At 39.7% G+C, this 6,022-nt stretch carries 2 protein-coding genes; both read right to left on the bottom strand.

All coding sequences use genetic code 11. The annotated features are described in order from the left end of the window. A partial coding sequence (locus tag HMPREF2926_RS10360; RefSeq protein WP_070587852.1) for a YPDG domain-containing protein occupies positions 1–2,235 on the bottom strand: 2,235 nt, incomplete at its 3' end. A gap of 361 nt (positions 2,236–2,596) precedes the next feature. Further along, positions 2,597–6,022, bottom strand: a 3,426-nt coding sequence (locus HMPREF2926_RS10355; protein ID WP_218108109.1) for an SspB-related isopeptide-forming adhesin, incomplete at its 5' end; no start/stop codon positions are given.

Here is a 6,022-nt window from a genome sequence, read left to right as displayed (position 1 = left end):
GTCCTTAGGTGTTGGCGTGTTCTTATCTGCGTCTGTTTCCTTAGCTTTGATTTCAATTGGAACATTAACTGTTTCAGTTGTACCATCTGGGTAAGTGACAAGCATAGGCACATTTACTAAACCAGGTGTAGCATTAGCAGAAGTCTTACTTGTAATCGCCCCTGTATCTTCATCAACAGAAACAGAATCAATTCCAGCTGGAAGTGTTCCAGCTTTGAAAGCTGTACCAGAAGGAACAGGTACTTCCTTGCCTTCAACATCACGTACAAGTGGAATTTGTGGTTGAGTTGTATCGCCAGCAGTTACTTCAGATTTACTGTAAGTCACATCATAAGTTTGATTTTTAGGTGCATTAACAGTCAATAGGTTCGTATCAAGGAAAGCATTGGCATATGAACCTTGATGAACACCTTCAGTGTTCCCCTTCCAACTACGTTGAATAGCATTCAAGTTTGGTTTGACTCCACGTTCCATCCACTGTTCAAAGAGGAGCATACCATTGTTTTTCTTGATCTCTTCGTTCAATTTCTTAGCTAATTCAACTGAATCAATTGTATCTTTAAATTTATACGAAATAGTATATGAACCAAGTTGTCCTGAAGCTGTTCCAAGGATGTTCTTATCGATATAATTACGAACTTTATCCACATCACTTTGTGATGGGTTTGATTTTGTGGCAATACTAATGGCATCTGTCTTACGTGTATCAAGTTTTCCTGATGCATCCATCACAACTTTAGTTTTTTGAACGCCACTGACAGCAGAACCATCTGCATCAGATTTATAAATATATGTTTCGTTCAAGTCTAGGTATGGCAAAAGACTCTTAGGCAATACTTGTTCAATGTATGGGACAGATTGGAAAGTATTTGAACCTAGGTTTATGACACCCATAGCCGCTGAAACTTTCATGGTATAGACCAATTCAATTGAATCTGCTTTTCCATCACTTGTAAAGCGTGGAAGCACTTTCAAGGTTGGTTGAGTATTCACACCAGTACCAGGTGTACCTGTAAAGGCATTTGTTAAACCATTATCAGAAGCTTCTTTTTTCTCATTACCTGCCGCGATAAACCATGAGTTGTCAATACTTTCACGAACTAATTTGTTTGGAATAACTCTTCCATAATCCTTACCTGTAATCCATGCAGATGAGAATGACAATGGAGTATTGGCAAGTCCAAGATCGTTTAGGGTCTTGCCATTTTTCAAGGTAATTGTGATTGGGTGGTCATAAGCTGCCCCAATACCACCTGAAGCTACAGTGTTGTTGGCAATTGGAACTGACCAAACTGAACCATCTTCATGTCGTGTAAAGCTTTGTGCACTCCCTGATGCCGTTGGTTTGATTGTGATTTTTTCAATATTTTCATAGAAGGTTGGATTTTGGAAGTTCATAATCATATGAGCGCCAAGAGGGAAAGCTTTATCTTTAGCCCATCCACCTGCTAATCGTGTCCAAGAAGTTCCTGTCAAGGAAATGCTACCATCTGCATTGACCTTATTAAATTCTACTCCGGCATTCTTCACAACATAAGGAGCTTCTTTATCAGTCGTAATCCCTGTAGAGTCAAATTTATTTGCAATGGTCAGAGATGAATCAGTAGGTTTAATAACGCCGTTCACCGTAGTTGGAGAAACATTCAATTGTTTGGTGACTGTTTTTCCAGATTCATCGGTTACAGTTGCTACTACAGTTCCACCTGAAGAAGGGCGTTTAAAGGTATAAACCCCATTAGAACCACTGATAGAAACTGCTTGACCATCCACAGTGACAGTAACAGTCGCAGCCGCATCTGTACGAATAGTCACATACTCATCACCAGCTTCGATAGATGCAGTCAGTTCTTTTGAAGCTTCTGCTGCAGCTGGTTGAGCAGAGGTGTCACGACGCGAACGAACGCGAGGTGTTTCCGAATCTGAAGCAGACCGGTTAGCTGAACCAGCTTCTGAATTCCCTTGTTCGCTTGGGTTTTCTACAGAAGAACCTCCACTTGTTGGAAGAGCTGCATCTGCTGCATAAGCAGTTGGTGCCTCTGTATTTCCAGTACTTGTATCGGCATTTGTCGGAACCACTGCGTTTGCTGAAACTGCATCCGTACTAGTCTCATTTTCATCCGCAGAAACAGTCTGTGCTCCAGCTAAGAATAATGCCGTACCTAACAATACTGAGCATACCCCGAAACTGTATTTTCTCAATGAAAAACGTTGACGTCTATTAAACATATCTTTCATTTCCCAAAAATCTCCTATAATTTCATTTCATGTTTCCATGATACCTTTATATTGTACTTCACACTACCTAGTAATGTCAACAATTTTGAATCATATATTCAAAAATATATGATTCTCCTATATTTTTCCCAATTTAAATGCTGATTCTCTTTGAATTTAAGCGATTTATCATATTTTTTCATAATACGTACATTTTTTTAAAACATTTTTAAATATGTATTTCTCTCTATATATAAATAGGTCATTTTTTCTTAGTTTTTTCAATAACAAACAAAGAGGCCTTGCTCTTTCGAGCAAAGCCTCTTCCTGTTGGATCTAAAATTGTCACCTCATCAACAAGTTTGCTGATGTCACCTCAATTTTAGTCTTCGCGTTTTTTGCGTTTTGCAAGTCCCGCAAGGCCAACCATACCAAGTGCAGCACCTAACAATGCGGCAGATGCTGATTGTTCTTCACCAGTTTCAGGAAGTGCTGGAGCTGGAGGAGTTGTAGGTGGTGTTGGTGGTGTTGGCGGTGTTGGCGGTGTTGGCGGTGTTGGTGGTGTTGGTGGTGTTGGTGGTGTTGGCGGAATAACAGTGTTATTAAACTCTGTATCTTCTGGCAACTTAGTAGTAGCTACTAATACCTTACCTGCTTTATTCACCACGATACCAACAGTTGCAACCATCTTATCGTATACAACGCTAGAATCTGTGCCACGGATTTCTTCTACATGATAGATATAGGTACCTTCTTCTCCACGTTTGAATTCAAGAGCGGTTACTTCTTTTCCTTCTTTATTAGTATATTTAACTGGAGTGAATTTGATGTTTCCGTTAGCATCATTTGTTACTGTCGTAACCACTACACCATCTTTGTCTTTAAGAACGAAGCTGAATTCATTGGCTTTAAGTTCACGACCTTCCAAGCGTTTAGTGAAGTTGAATTCCACTTCAACTGGAACGTTGTTGACACGTTTTTCAGTTGGTTTGCTTGGTTTTTCAACTTTCTTAGTAGTTGGGTTGTAATAGTTAACTACTTGAGCCGCAGTATTTTCGATATCTACTCCGCCTTTAACGTCAGCTTTCACTGTAGCTGGGATATCAAACTTGTAGTAACGTCCGAATTCGAATTTAGTTGTGTCGATAACTTGTGTGTTTTCTGCATCGCCAAGTGACTTAGTGAAGCCATCTTTAAGAGTTGCAGTAATCACACCGTTGTTCACAGTGATATCGAATTTAGCTGTTACATCCGCACCAGTCTTACCATCATAAGCTTTGATTGCTGAACCATCTACATCAACTTTAGCCTCATCGTAGTCATCTGAGATTCCTACTGATTGGATATGGTCTTTGTTGTTTGCATCAAATTTAGTTGTATCCAACCATACTTGGTAAACAAGTTTTTGACCTGGTTTAACTGATTTAGTATTGATATTCGCTGCTTCGTTATTAGATGCATCGTCCGCATATGGGTTCGCATTGGTATCTGCGTACTTGTCTGCCAACTCTTTATCATCATCTAATAATGAAGTTCCAGTCAAATCAAATTCTTTTTCGTTTAGAACATATTTTTCTGGATTGAATTCTGGAGTTTCAGGAGGGGTTACACGGTTGTTAAATTCTTTATCCGCAATTTCGCCTACAGTCGCGATAAGTACTTTAGCTGTACCATCGTGTTTCACTGTAACTGTTACATTCGCTTTCATTGTATCGTATGTAACGGTTGCGTCAGATCCTTTAACTTCTTCTACTGTGTAGTTGTGTACGCCTTCGTCACCCTTCTTGAATTCAAGAGCTTTGAACTTAACGTTACCAGAAGCATCATTGCTTACAGTCTCAACTTCTTTACCAGTTGAATCTTTAAGCATGAAGCTGAATTCGTTAGCTTTAAGCTCACGGCCTTCCAAGCGCTTCGTGAAGTTGAATTCCACTTCAACTGGAACGTTGTTGACACGTTTTTCAGTTGGTTTGCTTGGTTTTTCAACTTTCTTAGTAGTTGGGTTGTAGTAGTTGACTACTTGAGCCGCAGTATTTTCGATGTCTACACCACCAGGTACATCAGCTTTCACTGTTGTTGGGATGTCGAACTTGTAGTAACGTCCAAATGCGAATTTAGTTGTGTCGATGACTTGTGTGTTTTCTGCATCGCCAAGTGACTTAGTGAAGCCATCTTTAAGGGTTGCAGTGATCACACCGTTGTTGACAGCGATATCGAATTTATCTGTTACTTCTGCACCTGTTACAGAGTCGTAAGCTTTGATGTCAGCCGCATTAAGATTTAATTTAGCTTCATCATAGTTATCTGAAATACCTACTGTTTGGATGTTGTCCTTGTTAGCTGCGTCAAATTTAGTTGTATCCAACCATACTTGGTAGTAAAGTTTTTGACCGCGTTCAACTGGTTTCGTATTCAAGTTTTCATCTTCGTTGTTGGCAGTTGTATCGACATATGGGTTTGTATTTGTTTCACCATATTTATCAGTCAATTCAGAATCATCATCAACGAGCTTAGTACCTGTAATATCGAATTTCGCTTTAGAAACAACGTATTTCTCTGGTTGGAACTTAGGTTCTTCCGGAGGTGTTACACGGTTGTTGAATTCTTTATCGGCAGGTTCTGTCACGTTTGTGATCAAGGCTTTGGCTGTACCGTCATGAGAAACAGTAACAGTTACGATAGCTTTCATTTCATCATAAGTGACAGTTGCGTCTGTACCTTTAACCTCTTCTACTGTGTACTTGTAAGTACCCTCTTGACCCTTCTTGTATTTAAGGGCAGTAACAGTTTCACCAGCTTTGTTTGTGTAATCAACTGGAGTGAACTTGAAGTTACCGTTCTCATCGTTGGTTGCAGTCGCAATCAAAACATTGTCACTGTCTTTCAACTCGAATGTGAATTCACCATCTTTAAGAGCACGACCTTCCAATTTCTTAGTGAAGTTAAATTCTACTGAGATTGGAACATTGTTAACACGTTTTTCAGTTGGTTTTTCAGGTTTTTCAACTTTCTTAGTAGTTGGGTTGTAATAGTTAACTACTTGAGCCGCAGTATTTTCGATATCTGCACCAGCTACCACATCGTCTTTCACTGTTGTTGGGATATCAAATTTATAGTAACGTCCGAATTCGAATTTAGTTGTGTCGATAACTTGTGTGTTTTCTGCATCGCCAAGTGACTTAGTGAAGCCATCTTTAAGGGTTGCAGTGATCACACCGTTGTTGACAGCGATATCGAATTTATCTGTTACTTCTGCACCTGTTACAGAGTCGTAAGCTTTGATGTCAGCCGCATTAAGATTTAATTTAGCTTCATCATAGTTATCTGAAATACCTACTGTTTGGATGTTGTCCTTGTTAGCTGCGTCAAATTTAGTTGTATCCAACCATACTTGGTAAACCAACTTGTCGCCACGGTTCACAGTCTTGGTGTTCAAGTTTTCTTTTTCGTTGTTTGATGCATCGTCCGCATATGGGTCCGCATTAGTATCTGCGTACTTGTCTGCCAACTCTCTATCATCGTCAACGAGCTTGTCACCAGTGATATCGTATTTCTCTTTAGAAACAACGTATTTCTCTGGTTGGAACTTAGGTTCTTCTGGAGGTGTTACACGGTTGTTGAATTCTTTATCTGGAGCATCTGTTACGTTGACAACTAATACTTTAGCTGTTCCGTCGTGTGATACTGTTACAGTTACTTCTGCTTTCATTGTATCGTATGATACTGTTGCATCTGTTCCTGCGACTTCTTCAACTGTATACTTGTGAACGCCTTCTTGACCCTTCTTGAATTCAAGAGCTTTGAACTT

It is taken from the genome of Streptococcus sp. HMSC078D09, from assembly GCF_001813675.1.
In the GTDB taxonomy this organism is placed as follows: Bacteria; Bacillota; Bacilli; order Lactobacillales; family Streptococcaceae; genus Streptococcus.
This window is presented reverse-complemented; position numbering and strand designations above follow the sequence as displayed.